14 protein-coding genes are annotated in these 16207 nt (G+C 71.1%); 6 read left to right on the top strand and 8 right to left on the bottom strand.

Going from position 1 to position 16207, the window contains the following annotated elements; translation table 11 throughout:
• Positions 1 to 58 precede the first annotated feature (58 nt).
• A complete protein-coding gene (locus tag ACIBF7_RS19705; RefSeq protein WP_397197755.1) occupies positions 59 to 1363 on the top strand; it encodes a hypothetical protein in 1305 nt (434 codons plus the stop codon).
• A 112-nt stretch (positions 1364 to 1475) separates the two neighbouring features.
• Here the strand turns inward: ACIBF7_RS19705 and ACIBF7_RS19700 are convergent, their stop codons facing one another.
• A complete protein-coding gene (locus ACIBF7_RS19700) occupies positions 1476 to 2093 on the bottom strand; it encodes a hypothetical protein (protein ID WP_397197754.1) in 618 nt (205 codons plus the stop codon).
• A gap of 79 nt (positions 2094 to 2172) precedes the next feature.
• On the opposite strand from ACIBF7_RS19700, the gene ACIBF7_RS19695 reads away from it, so the two are divergent.
• Positions 2173 to 3663 (top strand): MBL fold metallo-hydrolase, encoded by a 1491-nt coding sequence (locus ACIBF7_RS19695; protein ID WP_397197753.1) that lies wholly within the window; start codon positions 2173 to 2175, stop codon positions 3661 to 3663.
• Positions 3660 to 4259 carry a TetR/AcrR family transcriptional regulator gene (locus ACIBF7_RS19690; protein ID WP_261808377.1) on the top strand — a complete coding sequence of 200 codons (600 nt, stop codon included), beginning with the start codon at positions 3660 to 3662 and terminating at the stop codon, positions 4257 to 4259. Before ACIBF7_RS19695 ends, ACIBF7_RS19690 begins: the two co-directional genes overlap by 4 nt.
• Here the strand turns inward: ACIBF7_RS19690 and ACIBF7_RS19685 are convergent.
• The 5 genes from ACIBF7_RS19685 to ACIBF7_RS19665 form a co-directional block, all read right to left on the bottom strand.
• Entirely contained in the window at positions 4253 to 4447 is a 195-nt protein-coding gene (locus tag ACIBF7_RS19685) for a DUF4236 domain-containing protein (RefSeq protein ID WP_148030064.1), read from the bottom strand. The genes ACIBF7_RS19690 and ACIBF7_RS19685 overlap by 7 nt on opposite strands.
• Before the next feature lie 63 nt (positions 4448 to 4510).
• On the bottom strand, positions 4511 to 6343 hold the full coding sequence (locus tag ACIBF7_RS19680; protein WP_397197752.1) for a glycoside hydrolase family 127 protein: 1833 nt from the start codon (positions 6341 to 6343) through the stop codon (positions 4511 to 4513).
• A complete protein-coding gene (locus tag ACIBF7_RS19675) occupies positions 6336 to 7100 on the bottom strand; it encodes a carbohydrate ABC transporter permease (RefSeq protein WP_148030066.1) in 765 nt (254 codons plus the stop codon). Before ACIBF7_RS19675 ends, ACIBF7_RS19680 begins: the two co-directional genes overlap by 8 nt.
• Entirely contained in the window at positions 7097 to 8014 is a 918-nt protein-coding gene (locus tag ACIBF7_RS19670) for a carbohydrate ABC transporter permease (protein ID WP_148030067.1), read from the bottom strand. The genes ACIBF7_RS19675 and ACIBF7_RS19670 overlap by 4 nt, the downstream gene beginning before the upstream one ends.
• Positions 8011 to 9276 (bottom strand): ABC transporter substrate-binding protein, encoded by a 1266-nt coding sequence (locus tag ACIBF7_RS19665; RefSeq protein ID WP_397197751.1) that lies wholly within the window; start codon positions 9274 to 9276, stop codon positions 8011 to 8013. Before ACIBF7_RS19665 ends, ACIBF7_RS19670 begins: the two co-directional genes overlap by 4 nt.
• Positions 9277 to 9396: 120 nt before the next feature.
• On the opposite strand from ACIBF7_RS19665, the gene ACIBF7_RS19660 reads away from it, so the two are divergent.
• Entirely contained in the window at positions 9397 to 10401 is a 1005-nt protein-coding gene (locus tag ACIBF7_RS19660) for a LacI family DNA-binding transcriptional regulator (RefSeq protein WP_148030069.1), read from the top strand.
• Positions 10402 to 10442: 41 nt separating this feature from the next.
• Here the strand turns inward: ACIBF7_RS19660 and ACIBF7_RS19655 are convergent, their stop codons facing one another.
• Positions 10443 to 11066, bottom strand: a complete 624-nt coding sequence (locus tag ACIBF7_RS19655) for an alpha-L-arabinofuranosidase C-terminal domain-containing protein (protein ID WP_397197750.1) — start codon at positions 11064 to 11066, stop codon at positions 10443 to 10445.
• On the bottom strand, positions 11006 to 13897 hold the full coding sequence (locus tag ACIBF7_RS19650; protein WP_397197749.1) for an alpha-L-arabinofuranosidase C-terminal domain-containing protein: 2892 nt from the start codon (positions 13895 to 13897) through the stop codon (positions 11006 to 11008). Before ACIBF7_RS19650 ends, ACIBF7_RS19655 begins: the two co-directional genes overlap by 61 nt.
• 232 nt (positions 13898 to 14129) lie before the next feature.
• Between ACIBF7_RS19650 and ACIBF7_RS19645 the strand changes: the two genes are divergently transcribed.
• Both ACIBF7_RS19645 and ACIBF7_RS19640 read left to right on the top strand, forming a co-directional pair.
• Positions 14130 to 15113, top strand: a complete 984-nt coding sequence (locus ACIBF7_RS19645) for a LacI family DNA-binding transcriptional regulator (protein WP_148034373.1) — start codon at positions 14130 to 14132, stop codon at positions 15111 to 15113.
• Between the two features lie 74 nt (positions 15114 to 15187).
• Complete coding sequence (locus ACIBF7_RS19640; protein WP_271277125.1) at positions 15188 to 16174, top strand: ABC transporter substrate-binding protein; 987 nt, start codon at positions 15188 to 15190, stop codon at positions 16172 to 16174.
• The last annotated feature ends 33 nt before the right edge of the window (positions 16175 to 16207 follow it).

The raw sequence follows: 16207 nt of genomic DNA, 5'->3' as shown, positions 1-16207 counted from the left end.
GCCCAGAGGGGGCGGGAAGGGCCCGCTGATCGCCGTACTCGCCGGGCTGGCTGTGATCATGCTGATCGGCGCGGTGGTCGGCGGCTGGCTGCTCCTCCGTCCAGACGACGGCGGACGGCCACCCGGCGCCTTCGAGCGCGAGGACCGCCTCCCGACCCTGAAGCGCAAGCCGACGCCGTCGGTCGCGCCGGTGAAGCTGCGGGCGATCACCGGCGATCAGCTCTGCGCAGCCGTGCCGGACGCCTTCCGCAAGAGCCTGGTCACCGACGGCAGGTACGGCGGGAAGGACGCGTCCACCGGGGCGGCCACCGAGAGCGAGAAGCGGGCGGCCTGCTCGTGGAGCGACAACAAGATGGACGTCGGCGGCGGCGTCCTCGGCCACCGCAGCCTGAGCATCTCGGTGGAAGCCCGGAGCGGCGAGCGTGAGAACGCCGTCGAGCGGGCCAAGCGCCGGTTCGCCGACGACAAGAAGGCGCACGAGCGGCGGGTCAACGTCCGGGACGGCAAGCGGGTCGACGGCAGGACGTCCGGCTCCGCGTTCGGCGAGCTCACGCAGTTGCAGTACGGCGACGAGTCGTACAGCCAGAGTTCGATCGGCCACAGCGGGCTCAAGGCCGCCGTCCACATCCGGCAGGGTCCCTGGCTGATCAAGGTCGAGTACGGCGGCAGCAACAGGAGCGGCGCCAAGTACCCCACGGGCGACGAGGTGCGGGCCGCGGCGAACAAGGTCGCCGAGCACGTCACCGCCGAGATGGCCAAGGACGCCGGCAAGGTGAGGATCGACGGGCCGTGCGGGATCCTCACGGTCAAGAACGTCGAGTCGGCGTTCTTCCCCGAGGTCTCAGGACCGTCCGTCGGCACCAACGACGGCAGGATCAAGCAGACGGCCTGCACCTGGGACATCCGCGAGCAGGTCAAGCACGAGCCGGGTCAGGAGTTCACCGCCCGTGGCGGCGAGCTGACCGCCCGCGTGGTCGACTGGGGCGGCGGCGACACCGGATCGGCCTTCCAGTTCGACCGCGACGCCAAGAAGTACGACCGCTACCGAGCCCAGGGCGGCATCGGCAACGAGGTGACCCACACGACCTTCGAGGCCCGCGAGGCGATCTCCGGCCTCGGCGAGAAGGCGTTCGCCGTGGAGTCGGCCACCACCAGGCCGAAGGAGCCGGACCGCAAGCCCACGCGGGAGATCCTGGTCAAGGTGCTGTCCGGCGAGAAGACGATCGAGTTCACCTTCAGGGGTACGACGACCGGCGGGGGCGTCGTCGAGGCCCCGGGCTACCAGGAGCCGGTCTTCGACCCGGCCGCCGCGCGCCAGGCCGTGATGGAGGTGGCCAAGCCTTTCGTCGACGGCGTGAAGTGACCGCCGGCGCGGGCCGTGCCGGTTGCGCGCTGGATAGGCGCCGCGATCCGTGGCCCGGTCAGGGCTCCGGCCATGAGGCCGTACCCGCCCGCGGCGGACTGTCGGGCACGCGTCACGGCCAGTAAGGGGCGGAGCGCCGGGCGGCGGAGACGACGGTGGCGCCGTCGAGTTCGGTGAAGGTCAGGCCGATGCCGCCGAGCGGCCATTCGACGGCGAACTCGAAGGGCTCGGCCGGGGGCAGCGGCCACAGCCACAGGGCCATGGAGTTGCCGGCGAGGTCATGCCCGCCGCGCATGGCGCCGCCGACGGGGAGCCAGGAGAGCAGGGGGCCGGCGGGCGGGCCCTGTCCGGGCAGGATGTGCCCGTTCGCCTCGATGGTGGTGGCCTTGGCGCCGCCGGGGTAGCGGACGCCGAACCGCAGCAGCCGGTCGGGCAGCCGGTCGCCCGACGACCTGATGCGGGCGAAGGGGTAGAGGGACATCTGGAGGTCCCAGAAGACCTCGGGGGAGAGGTCGCCCTGCCGCAGCACCACCTCGACGTTCAGCAGGCAGCCGGTGGAGAACGCGCGGATCGTCGAGAGCGCGACGGCGACGTTCGGGCCGCGGGCGAGCACCCGGTCGGCCGTCGTCGCGGCGCCCAGCTCCGTCCCGGGCGGCGCGGACCAGGCGGGGAGTGCCGGGCGCGGCGGGCTTGTCAGCTCCTCCCGCGCCGGTGGCGGCTCGAAGAACATCTCCTGATCGTACGCGCCGGGCCGTGAAAGGCCTAATATGTAAACGCAGTCGTTTGCGTATACATATTGGAGGGTTTCGATGAAGACGCTGGGCAAGATCGCGCTCGCGGTGCTCGGGCTGCTGATGGCCGCCGTGTGGCTGGTCATCCTGCGGCTGAAGGACGTGCCGCCGGTCGCGCTCGTCACGTACGGGGCCGTGCTCGTCGCGTTCCTCGGCGGCGTGCTGTGGCCGGGGCGGCTCGGGCGGCGGCGGGCGTTGCTGTTCCTCGGCGTCCCGGCCGGGCTGGGCACGCTGGCCCTGTACTTCGCGGTCGTGTTCTACGTCACCGACGCGCCGGTGCTGCTCGGAGCCGTGGCCGTGGCGTGCCTGATGGCGGCGCTCGCGGGCGCGGTCCGGCGCGGGCGCGGCGGGGCGGGGCCGTCGAGGCGCGCCCTGCTGACGGGCGGGGCCGGGATCCTGCTGGGCGCGCTGGCCGGGCTGTCCACCGGCCCGGTCGCCCGCCACCGGAGCGAGATCGAGGCCAGGTGGCGGCGCGAGACGCAGGCGGCGCTGCGCGCGCCCGGGGCGCGGCGGCCCGTCGCCGACGGCCGGGTGCGGGTGTTCCCGCTGCACGTCGGCGACACGGTCGTGCCGTACGGCCAGTTCTACGGCGGGCTCGACGGGTGGGAGGGGCTTCCCGGTTACGTCCGCACGCTGGTGGACAAGGCGCAGATCACGGTGCCGGTCCACGCGTACCTGATCGATCACCCGCGACACGGGCTGATGCTGGTCGACACGGGCGTCAACGGGGCGCAGGCCCACGATCATGACGGGTACTATCGGCACAACCTCGCCTCGCGCCTGCTGACCGAGCGGAACGAATACCAGCTGACCCCCGAGCAGGACCTGCGGGTGCGGGTGGCCCGCCTCGGCTACGACCTCAAGGACGTCACCACCGTGTTCCTCACCCACGTGCACGAGGACCACGCCGGCGGTCTCCGTCACCTGGCGCACGCCCGCGTGGTGCTGGACCGGCGCGACTGGGAGCAGGGCACGCTCTACGCGCACACGTTCGAGGAGGTCCGGGACGCCCTGGTGTTCCCCGCGTACGGGTCCGGGCCCTTCCACGCCTTCCCCGAGAGCCACGACCACTTCGGCGACGGCAGCGTCGTCCTGCTGCCCACGCCCGGCCACTCGCCCGGCCACCTGTGCGTGGCGCTGCGCATGGACGGCGGCACCGCGCTGTTCCTGGGCGACACCCTCTACACGCTGCCGCACCTGGCGGTCGGCCAGGTGCGGCAGATGACGGTCGGCGGGCAGGCCACCGCCGACCAGCTGGAGGCCGCCGAGCGGGTGCGGCGCACGCTGGCCGCCGACCCCGCCATGGCGCCGCTGTTCGCGCACGACAACACGGCCTACCAAACCGAGGCGGTCGCCACGGCCTTCCGCGAGGGGCTGCCGGAAGCGGACGGGTTCCGGCGGCTGCGCGACCACCTCGACGGCGTGCTCACCCCTGACTGGCGGCTGCGGCCTGGGCAGGCCCCGGCCTTCGCGCCGGGCGAGGGCGTGGGGCGGGTGGAGTTCCGGTGACGGGCGGCGGGCGTCCCCGCGGCAGGCCGCGCGATCCGGGGGCCGACGACCTGATCATGAAGGCGGCGCTGGAGCTGTTCGCCGAGCGCGGCCTGGAGGGCGCGAACTTCGAGCAGATCGCCAAGCGCGCCGGCGTGGCCAAGGTGACCGTCTACCGGCGCTGGTCGTCCAAGGAGGAGCTGCTCGTCCAGGCGATCGAACGGGCCCGCACGGTCGCGCCCGAGGAGGAGATCTGGGCCGGCGCCGACGTCCCCGAGCAGGACGGGCGGCTGATGGACTCGTGGGCGACCACGTTCGGCGACGCCCGCTTCCGCGCTGTGCTGGCCCAGCTCATCGGGTCGAGCGTGACGCATCCTTCGCTGCTGGAGACGTACCGCGAGACCTACATCGAGCCGCGGCGGCGGCTCGTCCTGGAGACGCTGGAGCGCGCCCGGCGCGACGGGCGGCTGGCCGCCGGCGCCGACGTGGAGGCGGCCGTCGACATGGTGGTGGGCGCGGCCATGTACCGCATGCTCGTCGGCCCCCGCGACGACGACACCCGCCGCTACCTGGAGCGCGTCATCCGCCAGGCCGGTCTGGCGCCCGGGGATCAGTAGCGGCGGCGCCCGCCGAACGTCTTGCCGAGGCGGAAGCCGCCCGGCAGGCGGAGGGTGACGTGACGGCGGCCGTCCGGCGAGGTGGACACCCGGATGCGGCGGTTGCCGACGCTGTGCCCGACGCCGCGCCGCGACAGGTTCACCCGGAAGGGTCCCACCTTGATCGACTTACGGTAGTGCCAGCCCATGTCTCTCCTCCGGCTCCGGATCGTCTATCGGAAGAACGACCGGGGCGCCGGTGAGGGTTCCCGTCAGTCGGCCACCGGGAGCCAGACGCGCATGGTCGCCGGGCCGCGGTTGCCCCAGCGGTGGTACGGGATCAGCCGCAGCGCCGCCGCCGGGCCGCCGTTCCATCCGTGGGGGCGGTCGCGGTACGGCCACGGCCCCGCCGGGGAGGCGCCGAGCACCGCCTCGGTCTCCAGCTCGACCACCTCGCCGCGGGCGTGCTCGGACAGCGGGGCGCCCGGCCGGACGGCCACCTCGGCGAGCGGCGGCTCGTCCCCGACGGACTCGGCGCAGTACACCAGCGGCCCCCGTTCGACGGTGACGCAGCCGCGCAGGGCGTCGATCCGCCGGTCGGGGTAGGTCCAGCGGGGTTCCATCGGCAGCTCCAGCACGAGCGCGTCACCGGCCCGCCACTCCCTCTCCACGTCCGCGTACCCGGGCGCGACCGCACGGGTCTCCCGGGCGTCCGGGGAGGAGGCGGCGGCCTCCTGGTACGCGAGCGTCGCCGAGGAAGCCCAGGCCGGGACGCGCAGCGAGATCCGGCCCGCCCCGCCCTCCAGCACCCGTACGGTCACCGTGCCGTCCCACGGATAGCCGGTCTCCACCCGCAGCCGCAGGTCACCGTGGCTGATCTCGCCCGGCGTGTACTGGTGGATCCGCACCCCGTCCGCGCCGGACGTCGCCAGGTAGGCGGGCAGCGAGGCCAGCGTGCGGGCGACGTTGTTGGGACAGCAGGACACGTCGAACCAGGGAGAGCGCAGCCCGCCCTCGGCGGCGTGGTTGACGCCGTCGTGCGGCACCGCGGGCACCCGCACCTGCAGGGGGTTGGCGTAGAAGAACGACCGGCCGTCCAGCGCGACGCCGGTGGCGAGCATGTTGTACAGCGTCCGCTCGGTCAGGTCGGCGTAGCGGACGTCGCCGGTGGCCAGCAGCAGCCGGTGCGCCAGCATGATCGAGGCGATGCTCGCGCAGGTCTCGTTGTAGGCCCGGTCCGGCGGCAGCTCGTAGTCCTCGCCGAACGACTCGTCCTGGTGCCGCGACCCCATGCCGCCGGTCAGGTGGGTGCGGCGGGCGACCGTACGCTCCCACTGCGCCTCGACGGCCTTCAGCAACTCCTCGTCGCCGGTCTCGACGGCCACGTCCACCACGCCCGAGGCCAGGTAGAGCGCCCGCACGACGTGCCCGCGGAACACCTGCGCCTGCCGGACCGGCACGTCGTCCTGGAAGTAGCCGCGGCCGAACGGGATGTCGGCGAGCGCGGGCAGGCCGCGCCGCTCGACGAAGCGCCGGGCCATCTCCAGGTAGCGTTCGACCCCGGTGACCCGGTAGAGCTCGACGAGCGCCATCTCGATCACGGGGTGCCCGCACGTCTCCGTGCCCTCCATGAACCGGCGGCAGACGTGGTCGGCGGCCCGCGTCGCCACCCGCGTCAGCCGGTCCTCGCCGTGCATGCGCAGCCGGGCGACGCCGGCCTGGATGAGGTGGCCGTAGCAGTAGAGCTCGTGGCCCCACTCCAGATCGGTGTAGCGGCTGCCCGACCAGCGGGTGTTGATGTAGCCGTCGCCTTCCTGGACCCGGGCCACGGTCTCGGCCAGCTCGGGCAGGTCCGGATGGTCCGCCCAGGCCATGGCCTCCAGCAGCTTGTAGATCTCCGAGTCGCTGAACTCCCGCCCCCGCCGCGGGCCTTCGCCGCGGAAGTTGCCGATCCAGCCTTCGCGTTCCTCCCACTCCCTGCAGTGCGCGATGGTGACCTCGCGGTTGAGCGCCACCCGGTCGCCCCAGAAACCGGGCGAGATCCGTACCGCGTCGAGGCCGAGGGGAGACAGCACGCCCGAGGAGGGCAGGACAGGGTTAGCCACGCAGAGCTCCTGACATGAATCCGCGCACGTAGTGGCGCTGCAGCACGATGAACAGGATGAGACAGGGGACGGCCATGACCATGACGCCGGCCTGGAGCATGCCGTAGTCGATCGCGCCCATGGTGCGCGAGGTCATGCTGACCACGGCCACCGGCAGGGTGAACGAGGCGCCGTCGTTGAGCAGGATGAGCGGCGCGAAGAAGTCGTTCCACGAGGCGAGGAACGCGAACAGGCCCACGGTGATCAGCGCCGGCCGCACGGCGTGCAGCAGGATCCTGGTGAACGCCAGGAACGTGCCGCACCCGTCCACCAGCGCCGCCTCCTCCAGCTCGCGCGGGATCGCCTCGAACGCGTTGCGCATCATGAACAGCGCGAACGGGAGCTGGAACATGACGAACACCAGCGAGAGCCCGACCAGCGAGTTCTGCAGCCCGAGATAGCCGAGCAGCACGTACAGCGGGATGAGGATCGTCGCGTACGGCACCATGAGGATGGCAAGCGTGGCCAGGAACAGCAGGTTCTTGCCGGGGAAGTCGAAGCGGGCGAAGGCGTAGCCGCCCAGCGCCGACACGACCAGCGTGCCGCCGACGGTCATGACGGCGACGAGCACGCTGTTGGCGGCGTAGGTGCCGACGCCCTCGCCGTAGGCGGCCATCTCGACGTAGTTGGACGGTTCCTCCAGCGAGGCGTAGCCGCTCCACAGCAGCGGGAACAGGAACAGCACCGCCAGCGCCGACAAGGTCGTGTAGTACCTCATCTGAGCCTCCGCATCATCAGGACGTTCAGCCCGACCAGCGCGACCAGCAGCACCACCGACATGGCCGCGGCGCCGCCGAGGTCGAAGCGGAAGAACGCGGCGCGGTAGATCACCATCACCATCGACACGGTGCTGTTGTCCGGGCCGCCGTTGGTGAAGATGAAGAACTGGTCGAAGGCGAGCAGGGAGCCGGTGATGCTGAGGATCAGCATCAGCGCGAGCGTCGGGCGCAGCAGCGGCAGCGTGATGCGGGTGAAGATCTGCCACCGGTTGGCGCCGTCGCTCCTGGCCGCCTCGTACACCTCGGTCGGGATCGCCTGCAGGCCGGTCAGCAGGATCAGCATGTTGAACCCGGCGAAGCGCCACAGCACCAGCGCGATCGTGGAGAACAGCGCCATGTTCGGGGTGCCGGTCCACTTGACCGGCTCGTCGGTGACGCCCAGCGCGCGCAGCATCGGGTCGATCGGGCCGAAGTCGGCGTTCAGCATGCCGTAGAACAGCAGCGAGGTGGCGGCGAAGCCGACCGCGCCCGGCAGGAAGAACGCGGTGCGGAAGAACCCGACCCCCGGCCTGCTCTCCTGCACGAGCAGCGCCAGGCCGAGCGCGACCGCCGACAGCAGCACCGTGATGATCACGGTGTACTTGAGCGTGAAGAAGACCGAGTCCACGAAGAGCGCGTTGTCGGCGATCTTCGTGTAGTTGTCCGGCGCGTTGAACGTCGCCTGCCCCAGCAGGGGCCAGCGGTTCAGCGACATCCACAGCACCAGCAGCAGCGGCGCGATGAACAGGACGGCCACGATGACGGCGGTGGGCATGGCGTACAGCCAGCCCTGGGCCTTGCGGCCGCGCCACCATGAGACGGGCGGCGCGCCGTGCCCCGCCCGTCCCCTGGGCCTGCGGACGGTCAACGTCATTGCTGCAGGGACTTCGTGACCTCGGCGTTCAGCTCGCCCGCCTTGGCGGCGTCACCGAACACCGCCTCGCGGGCCAGCCGCAGCCACGGCCCCTGCGGGTCGTTGAACGTCTGCCCGAAACGCAGCGCGTACGGCGTCTCGCCCTTGCCGACCAGCGAGTTGATCAGCACCACGCGCGGGTCCTCGGCCGAGTACTTGTTGTCGGCCAGGTCGGTACGCGCGACCACGTCCTTGTTCTTGGCCATGACCTCGACCTGCGCCTCGTCCGAGACGGTCCAGGACAGGAACTCCCAGGCGGCGTCGGCGTTCTGCGAGGTGGAGGAGATGCCGATCGAGTCGCCGCCGACGAAGGTGGACTCGCCGCCGTCGGGGCCGGCGATCGCGGTGACGCCGATCTTCATGTCCGCCGGCATCATGCCGAGCGTGGTCGAGGGCATCGGCATGACGCCGATCTCGCCCTTCGGGAAGAAGCCGGTCCAGGTCGGGCCCTGCTCCTCCTTGGTGGTGGGGCCGGTGGCGCCCTTCTCGTGCAGCTCCCGGTAGATCCTGAAGACGTCGGTCATCGCCGGCTGGTCGTTGAGCGACTCGGTGCCCTCCGCGTTCATCACCTGGGCGCCGGCCGCCCAGACCGAGGGCCAGAAGGTGAACACGTAGCAGCCGCCGCAGTTGCCGCCGAAGAACGTGCCGTGCACCTTGCCGTCCTTGCCGAGCTTCTCCTGGACGGTGGTGGCGTGCTGGGCGAACTCCTTGAGCGTCTTCGGCCCCTGCTCGGGGTCCAGCCCGGCCTTCTCGTACAGGTCCTTGTTCCAGAACCAGACCGACAGGTCGAGCGTGTGCGGCAGCGTGTACTGGCGGCCGTCCTGGGTGCCGAGCTTCATGTGGGACGGGGCCAGGCCGTCCTTGAACGGCAGTGCGGCGATCCGGTCGGTGATGTCCAGGAACAGGCCCTGCGAGGTGTAGTTCGGCACGAAGATGACGTCGGCGGCGAACACGTCGGGCAGTTGCTTGGCGCCCGCGGCGGCGGCGATGCGCGGCTGGTAGTTGTCCGTCGGGATGACCGTCAGCTTCACCTGGTTCTTGTGGCTGCTGTTGTACGCCTTGACCAGCCGCTCGCTCTGCGCCTGGGTGGCGGCTCTGGTCCACATGGTGATCGTCACGGGCTCGTCGGCGGGCTGCTGTCCGCCTCCGCCTCCACCCCCGCCACAGGCGGCGGTGAGCGTTAACAACGCGAGGGTGGCCATTCCGGCCAGCCGTCGTCTCATGGTGACTCCTTCGGTCCCCGCGGACTAAAAGGTTTTCGGAAACGTAGAAGAAACCTCAGGCCATGTCAACGGTGTTAGGGTCTTATCTAGCTGATCGGTGAGAGAAAAGGGTTTCGAGAGATGGCGGTTAGGCGGGCGACCATCAACGACGTGGCCTCGCTGGCGGGGGTGTCGGTCGCCACGGCGTCCAAGGCGCTCAACGGGCGGCAGGACGTGCGGGCCTCCACCCGGCAGCGGGTGCTGGCGGCCGCGGAGGAGCTGGCGTTCCAGCCGAGCCCGCTCGCGCGCGGGCTGTTGTCCGGACAGACCCGCACGGTGGGGCTGCTCACCTCCGACAGCGCCGGCCGGTTCAGCATCCCGGTGCTGCTCGGCGCGGAGGACGCGTTCGGCGCGGGGGAGATGGCGGTGCTGCTGTGCGACGCCCGCGGCGACGCGATCAGGGAGCAGCACCACCTGCGGGCGCTGCTGTCGCGGCGCGTCGACGGGCTGATCGTGGTGGGGGAGAGCACCGACCCGCGGCCCTCGGTGAGCAAGGACCTGCCGGTGCCGGTCGTGTACGCGTACGGGCCGTCGGAGGATCCGTCGGACGTCTCGTTCGTGCCCGACGACGTGGGCGGGGCGATGCTCGCGGTGCGCCACCTGCTCGCGCTCGGGCGGCGCCGGATCGCGCACGTCACCGGGCCGGTCGACTACAAGGCCGCGGGCGACCGCGCCGAAGGGCTGGCCGCGGCGCTCGGCGAGGCCGGGGTGGCGCAGGCCGGGGAGACGCTGTGGGGCACGTGGTCGCAGCGGTGGGGGCGGCACGCCGCCGAGATGCTGCTGACGGCGGGCCCCGAGATCGACGCGGTCTTCTGCGGCAGCGACCAGATCGCGGCCGGGTTCGTGGAGGCGGCCCGCGAGCTGGGGCGGCGGGTGCCCGACGACCTCGCGGTGGTCGGCTACGACAACTGGGAGGTGCTGGCCGCCGAGACCCGGCCGCCGCTGACGACCGTCGACCCCAGCCTGGAGCGGCTGGGGCGCACGGCGGCCCAGCACCTGTTCGCGGCGATCGGCGGCAAGGCGACGCCGGGGGTCCACAAGATGGACTGCAAGCTCGTCATCAGGGATTCCACCGCCCGGATGTGAGAGGGCGGCCCGGGCGTGTGCCCCCGCCCGGGCCGCCCGGTTCACCGGTCCCCGCCCAGCCTGATGAAGGTGACCGAGTGGGCCGGGAAGTCGTAGGCGAACGAGCGGGAGAAGCCCGTCACCCGTTGCTCCACCGGCGCGATCCGGTCCGGGTCGGCGATGGAGTTGACGTCCGAGGGCGAGCCGGTCAGCGAGGTGACCGTGGCCGTGCGCCCGACGCGCGCCCGGCCCAGGTCCACCGTGCCGCGCACGGCGGTGTCCTGCGCGTTGACGGCCTTGATCACCAGGTCGCCCGACTTCGCGTCCTTCGAGACCACCTGGTAGAGCGGCTCCACTACGGCGTGGTCGGTGAACTCGTTCACCTTCTGCCCGTCCAGCCAGAGCGTGATCTTCCGGCCGGACACCTCCACCTTCAGCCGGTAGTCGCGCCCGGTCTCGATCGTGGTGGCGGAGGTCGCGATCGACGCCTTGGCGCCGTTAACCGCCTTCTCCACCGCCGACTGGGTGTTGTTCCAGCCGCCGAGGTTCCACCAGTAGAAGTTTCCGCTGTCGCGGACCCCGAACATCACCAGGAAGCCCTCCGCCCCGCCGATCTTGCGGGCGGTCAGCTCCATCGTGTAGTTCGACCAGTCCGCCGACCCGGCGGTGGACCGGGCGTCCTCCACGAGCGCCGTCTGCGCGTACGCCCCATCTTGGACGGCCCAGGTGCCGGCGCCGGGCCGCCACCGGGCGGAGCCAGCGGCGAAGTCGTCCTCCAGCAGGACGGTCCCGTCGGCCGCCGTGACCTTGACGTCGTCGTACCGGACTGAGGTGTTCCAGGAGCCCAGCCCGACCGCGCCGGAGATGTCCTCGACGGGCCGGTTCGTACCCTCGAACGCGCTCGGCAGCACGGTGTCGCCGACGTTGTGGAGAACAGCTTCTGCACGTGGTAGCTGGGCGACCCGTACGCCTCGTCGTTGTCGAACCAGATGAGGTCCGGCGTCCAGTCCACGTAGTCGACGTTGGCCAGCAGCGGCGCGTACGCTGCCAGCTCCACCACGTCGGCGTTGCGCTCGATGCCGGTCAGGTAGGACGCCTCGGACAGCGCGTTGAAGAACGTGTTGCCGCGCGAGGCGTACTCGCCGACGAACACCTTCGGCCCCTCGCGGTCGTAGGAGTCGTAGCGCCGGTTGTTGGTCAGGAACCAGTCGGGGTTGTTGTAGTAGTGCTCGTCGACGAGGTCGGCCTTCTGGTCGCGGGCGAACTGCCACATCCGGTCGAACCAGGCGCCCTGCGAGGTCTGCCCTGAGTTACTGATGATCTTAATATCCGGATATTTGGCCTTTATCGCGTTCGCGAACTTCGGGTAGTTGTCGAAGAACTCCGGATAGATCTCCTCGTTGCCCAGCCCGATGTAGTCCAGCCCGAACGGCTTGGGATGCCCCAGCTCGGCCCGCTTCTTCCCCCAGGGGGAGGTGACCGGCCCGTTGGCGAACTCGATCAGGTCCAGCGTGTCCTGGACCCAGCGGTCCAGCTTGGCCGGGTCGGTCAGCGGCCGGTTCTCGCCGCAGCCGTTCACGCCCACCGACAGCACCGGCAGCGCCTCGGCCCCGAGGTCCTCGGCGAACTGGAAGTACTCGTAGAAGCCGATCCCGTAGCTCTGGTTGTAGCCCCAGAAGTTGAAGTTCGCCGGCCGCTCCTCGACCGGGCCGATCGTCTCCTTCCACTGGTAGATGCGCCGCCGGTCCTGGTTCTCGCTGTACGGGTCGTACGTGCCGACATTGGTCACGCAGCCGCCCGGGAAGCGCAGGAAGCGCGGCTCCAGGTCGGCGATCAGCCGGGCCAGGTCCTCCCGCATGCCGTTCGGCCGGTTCTTGAACGTCTCACGCGGGAACAGCGAGACCATGTCGAGATCGGTCCTGCCCTCCGGGGCCAGCAGCACGAGCCGGCCGGCGTCGGTGGTGCCGGTCGCCCTGAACGAGGTCTCGTACTTGGTCCAGCCGCCCGCCCGCACCTTGACGGCCGCCTTCCCGTACGCGTCCGAACCGCTCTCGACGGTCACCGTCACCGTGCCGGGGGTGTCGCGGCGGGCCCAGAACGACAGGTCGTAGCGCGCGCCCCGCTTCAGCGGCAGGCCGGTGTTGAAGCCCGCGTTCAGCACCCCGGCCGGGCCGCCGGTCACCTCCAGGCGCAGGTAGTTGCGGTTGGCGGGGTTGAGCGGCCGCTCGCCGGAGACCGCCGCTGCGGCGGTGCCGCCGCGCTCGACCTCGCTCCACGCGGTCAGGCCGTGGTAGCTCGGCTCGTCGACCCGGTCGAACTCGAACGAGCGGTTCTGCACCAGCTCGGCGTAGAGCCCGCCGTCGGCGGCGTGGTTGATGTCCTCGTAGAAGACCCCGTACAGGTCGCGGCCGACCTTCTTGCCCTTTGCCCCGGTGTCGACCGTCAGCTCGCCGGTGGTGTAGCCCTCGACGCGGAACTTGCCGGGGCTGGGACCGGCCACTCCGCCGCCTCGGCCGAGCGCGAGGCCGTTCGCGCCGGGAGCGGCCACGAGTTTGCCTCCGCTGACGGCGAGGTGGCGGTCGCCGGAGGTGATCGTGACCTTGCCGCCGCCCGCGTCGGTGAGCTGGAAGGCCGATCCGGTGGCGCCCAGGCGGACCCGGCTGCCCAAGACCTCCAGGTACTTCCCGGTGTCCGCGTCCTTGAGCTGCCCGCCCGGCTCGGCCGTCAGCGCGAGACTGGTCATCGGAGGTTTCGCCGTCGCCCGCACGGCGCCGGAGGCGTCGGCCGACAGGTACGGGTCCTCGCCCGCGTGCCGGAGCGTGAACGTGCCCTCGGGCGCCACCGGCCGGCCCTGCGCCGCCTTGACCGCGAAGTAGTCGAAGTCGGCCGCCATCGAGGTGCCGTTCTGCGCGGCCAGCGCGAACAGGCCGACCTGCCTGACGTCGATGTCCGCCGTCACCCGTGAGGCCTCCTGCCAGGTGGCGCCGTCCCAGGTGGACGAGACGAACTCGGCGCCGGTCCTGGTCAGCTTGACGATCTCGGCGGAGGAGCCGGGCCGGGCCGAGAAGGCCGCGGTGAAGGCCGCGCCGACCTCGGTGTCGGTCTCGATCACCTGCCCGCCGGCGGAGCCCACGTGGGCCAGCCCGGTCCGCACGTAGTTGTCCCAGTCCTGCCAGGCCAGGATGCCGGCGCTCTGGAAGTCGAGCGCGACCGGCGCGCGGACGCTCGTGACCACCTCGAAGTCGCCGGCGGGGATGTCCATGAGGAAGAGGTTCCTGGCCGTGTTCGTGCCCTGGTAGGTGTCGCCGGGCAGGGCGTGCACGCGCAGCGAGCCGGGCTGCTCGGTGAGCGACCACCGGCTGTCGTCGCGGGAAAGCACGGTCCAGTCGGGGCCGAGCGCGCCGGCGTCGAACTGGTCGACGGCCGCGCCGTCCGGGACCGGTTCCGCCGCCCGCGCGTGCGCCGGCGCGGTGAGCAGCCCCGCCACGAGCATGACGGCCAAGGCGAGTCGGGTCACATGGAGCTCCTCGGGGGGTGAGGTTTGTTAACGCTAACAACCAAGGTTTAGCGTTAACAATGAGCAACAGCGCTTAGTTAAGGGCGCGTCCGGCGGCCCGTCAAGAGTCCGCCGCGTAACGCGACCGTAATCGAAACGATCCTTGACGGACCGGCTTGTTAACGTTCACAGTCGTCCCAAGCCCGAAAGGAGCACGGCCGTGGGAGTTGACCGAGGACGCCGCCCGCCGGTGATGGCGGACGTGGCCAAGGAGGCCGGCGTCTCCCACCAGACGGTCTCGCGCGTCCTCAACGACCATCCCAACGTGCGCACCGAGACCCGGACCCGGGTGCTGGAGGCGATCGACAAGCTGGGCTACCGCCGCAACCTCGTCGCCCGCGCGCTGGTCACCAAGCACTCCAGGACCCTGGGCGTGGTGAGCTTCGACACCACGCTCTACGGGCCGGCCAGCACGGTGTACGGCATCGAGCAGGCGGCCAGGGCGGCCGGTTACTTCATCAGCATCGTCAGCCTCAAGTCCATCGACAAGACCGGCGTCCGCGACGCCCTCGACTACCTGGCCGACCAGGGCGTCGACGGCATCGTGGTGGTCGCGCCGCAGCGGTCGGCCGCCCAGGCGCTGGCCGACCTGCCGCTCGACATCCCGGTGGTCGCGGTCGAGGGCGGCGAGGCCGGCGAGGTGCCGGTCGTCTGCGTGGACCAGGTCGAGGGCGGCAGGCTCGCCACCCAGCACCTGCTGGACCTGGGCCACGAGACCGTCTGGCACGTGCGCGGGCCGGGCGACTGGCTGGAGGCCGAGGGACGGGTCGCCGGCTGGCGGTCCGCGCTCGAACGGGCCGGCCGGGAGGCGCCCGAGCCGCTGGCCGGTGACTGGAGCCCCCGCTCCGGCTACGAGGCCGGGCGCAGCCTGGCCAGCATGGCCGGCGTCACGGCGGTCTTCGTGGCCAACGACCAGATGGCGCTGGGCGTGCTGCGGGCCTTCACGGAGAAGGGGGTGAGAGTGCCCGGCCAGGTGAGCGTCGTCGGCTTCGACGACATCCCCGAGTCGGCGTTCTTCTCGCCCCCGCTCACCACCATCAGGCAGGATTTCGGCGCGGTCGGGCGGCACAGCATCGGGGTGCTGCTGCGGCAGATCGAGGCCGGCGGGCCGCAGGCAAGCGGGCGGCTCGTCGTCCCACCCATGTTCGTCCCCCGCGTCAGCACGGCCGGGCGCTGAGCCCGGCCACTTGCAGGACGGCGCTCGCACGCCCCAGGTGTTAGCGCTCACAACTCAGAAAGGACACCCCCCACGTGTTGAAGAGGATCTCGATGCTGGTCGTCGCCGGGCTCGCCGCGGCGACCCTGGCGGGATGCGGCTCCGAAAGCGGCGGCGGCTCCGAAGCGGGAGGAGGCGGCGGCGACGCGATCGTCATGGGCTTCTCCCAGGTCGGCGCGGAGAGCGGCTGGCGGACCGCGAACACCAAGTCCGTCCAGGACTCGGCCAAGGAAGCCGGCATCACGCTCAAGTTCTCCGACGCCCAGCAGAAGCAGGAGAACCAGATCAAGGCGATCCGCTCCTACATCCAGCAGAAGGTGGACGTCATCGCCTTCTCGCCGGTCGTCGAGTCCGGCTGGGACACCGTGCTCAAGGAGGCCCAGGGCGCCAACATCCCGGTCATCCTGACCGACCGGGCCGTCGACTCGGCGGACACCTCCCTGTACAAGACCTTCCTCGGCTCCGACTTCGTCGAGGAGGGCAAGAAGGCCGGCCAGTGGCTGGTGGAGGAGTACAAGGACGCCTCCGACACCGTCAACATCGTCGAGCTGCAGGGCACGACCGGCTCGGCCCCGGCCAACGACCGCAAGTCGGGCTTCGCCGAGGTCATCGGCGCCGACCCGAAGTTCAAGATCATCGCTTCGCAGACCGGCGACTTCACCAGGGCCAAGGGCAAGGAGGTCATGGAGGCCTTCCTGAAGGCGCATCCGGACATCGACGTGCTCTACGCGCACAATGACGACATGGGCCTGGGTGCGATCGAGGCGATCGAGGGCGCGGGCAAGGTGCCCGGCAAGGACATCAAGATCATCACGGTCGACGCCGTCAAGGACGGGATGCAGGCGCTCGCCGACGGGAAGATCAACTACATCGTGGAGTGCTCGCCGCTGCTCGGCCCGCAGCTGATGGACCTGGCCAAGAAGGTCGTCGCCGGCGAGAGCGTACCCGCCCGCGTGGTGACGGAGGAGACCACCTTCACCCAGGAGCAGGCCAAGGAGGCCCTGCCCAGCCGGCAGTACTGATCGCTGACGACCGGGCCGGCCGCGTGGCCGGCC

The sequence above is a fragment of the Nonomuraea sp. NPDC050478 genome (genome assembly GCF_044458265.1).
GTDB lineage: Bacteria > Actinomycetota > Actinomycetes > Streptosporangiales > Streptosporangiaceae > Nonomuraea > Nonomuraea ferruginea.
The sequence above is the reverse complement of the archived record's forward strand: the minus strand, read 5'-3'. Positions and strand labels throughout refer to the sequence as shown.

Coding starts and splice junctions, on each gene's coding strand:
- ACIBF7_RS19685 (WP_148030064.1), bottom strand. CDS start 4,447: ATGGGCTGGCACTACCGTAAGTCGATCAAGGTGGGACCCTTCCGGGTG.
- ACIBF7_RS19665 (WP_397197751.1), bottom strand. CDS start 9,276: ATGAGACGACGGCTGGCCGGAATGGCCACCCTCGCGTTGTTAACGCTC.
- ACIBF7_RS19675 (WP_148030066.1), bottom strand. CDS start 7,100: ATGAGGTACTACACGACCTTGTCGGCGCTGGCGGTGCTGTTCCTGTTC.
- ACIBF7_RS19660 (WP_148030069.1), top strand. CDS start 9,397: ATGGCGGTTAGGCGGGCGACCATCAACGACGTGGCCTCGCTGGCGGGG.
- ACIBF7_RS19705 (WP_397197755.1), top strand. CDS start 59: ATGCTGATCGGCGCGGTGGTCGGCGGCTGGCTGCTCCTCCGTCCAGAC.
- ACIBF7_RS19670 (WP_148030067.1), bottom strand. CDS start 8,014: ATGACGTTGACCGTCCGCAGGCCCAGGGGACGGGCGGGGCACGGCGCG.
- ACIBF7_RS19695 (WP_397197753.1), top strand. CDS start 2,173: ATGAAGACGCTGGGCAAGATCGCGCTCGCGGTGCTCGGGCTGCTGATG.
- ACIBF7_RS19645 (WP_148034373.1), top strand. CDS start 14,130: ATGGCGGACGTGGCCAAGGAGGCCGGCGTCTCCCACCAGACGGTCTCG.
- ACIBF7_RS19700 (WP_397197754.1), bottom strand. CDS start 2,093: ATGTTCTTCGAGCCGCCACCGGCGCGGGAGGAGCTGACAAGCCCGCCG.